The sequence below is a fragment of the Cryobacterium sp. 10I1 genome (assembly GCF_035019805.1).
GTDB lineage: Bacteria > Actinomycetota > Actinomycetes > Actinomycetales > Microbacteriaceae > Cryobacterium > Cryobacterium glucosi.
In genome coordinates this window covers 1-1,258 of record NZ_JASJVF010000480.1, presented here as the reverse complement: position 1 = coordinate 1,258, position 1,258 = coordinate 1, and the positions used below count along the sequence as shown (strand labels likewise).

Here is a 1,258-nt window from a genome sequence, read left to right as displayed (position 1 = left end):
TCGGGACTGCCCCGAGTTCAGTTGACTCGTTGGGTTAGTGGTTTCAGGCGGCGTTGAGGGCCATGTTTATTGTCTCAAACTCGATCGGGGTGAGTTTGCCGAGGCGACGTTGCCGACGCTTCCGGTGGTAGGTTCGCTCGATCCAGACGACGATTGCCAGGCGTAGTTCCTCCCGGGTGGCCCATCGTTGCCGGTCGAGGACGTTTTTCTGCAGCAGGGCGAAGAACGACTCCATCGCGGCGTTATCGCCGCACGCGCCGACGCGGCCCATCGACCCGGTGATGGCGTTGTTCTTCAGGACCCGGACGAAGGCGTTGGAGCGGAATTGAGAGCCGCGGTCGGAGTGCAGAATCGTGCCGTCGATGTCACGTTGCCCGATCGCGTTGCGGGCCGCTGCGACGGCCAGGGATGCTTTCATTCGGGAGTCGATCGAGTAGCCGACGATCTTGTTCGACCACACGTCCTTGATCGCGCAGAGGTAGATTTTGCCCTCATCGGTGCGATGCTCGGTGATGTCGGTCAACCACAGCTGGTTCGGCCGGGTCGCGGTGAAGTTCCGCTGAACGTGGTCGTCGTGGACGGGCGGGCCGGCCTTGCCCCTCAGGCCGCGTTTCTTCGCGAACACGGACCAGAGCCGCTGCTGAGAGCACAACCGCCAGACCCGGTTCTCACCAGCCTTCAGGCCCGCATGGTTGAGCTCGTCGGAGATGAACCGGTAGCCGAACGCGGGGTCGTCCTGGTGGGCGTCCCACGCCGCATTGGTCAGGTGCGCATCATCCCAATCACGTTGGGAGACCGGGTTTCGGAGCCACTGATAGAAGGCTTGTTTGGAGAAGTGCAATACCCGGCAGGTCACCGTGACGGGGACTCCGTCGACGGCCAGTTCGCGGACCAGCGGGTACATCATTTTGGGTTGACGTCCCGGGAGAGGTAGGCGACCGCGCGGCGCATTACTTCGGCTTCCTGCTCCAGCAGCCGGATCCGTTTCCTCGCCTCCCGCAGCTCAACCGACTCCTTCTCCATCACGCCGGGCTTCACCCCCTCTTCGACGTCGGCTTTCTTCAGCCAGTTCGCCAGGCACGACTCGGAGATGCCGAAGTCCTTCGCTATCTGGTTCAGCGGGGCTTCGTGCTTGCGAGCGACCGCGACGACATCGCGACGGAACTCGGGTGGGTAGGGCTTGGGCATGGTGACATCTTTCCAGCGAAGACGAATCTCCACAGGTCAGGAGTCAACCAAACCGGGGGCAGTCCCGTCT

Annotated in this window: 1 protein-coding gene; it reads right to left on the bottom strand. The window is 62.7% G+C overall.

What is annotated here, in order from left to right:
- Positions 1–43: 43 nt before the first annotated feature.
- Positions 44–1,188 (bottom strand): IS3 family transposase gene (locus QN345_RS19230; RefSeq protein ID WP_322187989.1). Its coding sequence is split into 2 segments (ribosomal slippage): positions 44–909 and positions 909–1,188, totalling 1,146 coding nucleotides; the frame shifts between segments, so codons are not numbered across the junction.
- Positions 1,189–1,258: the final 70 nt, after the last annotated feature.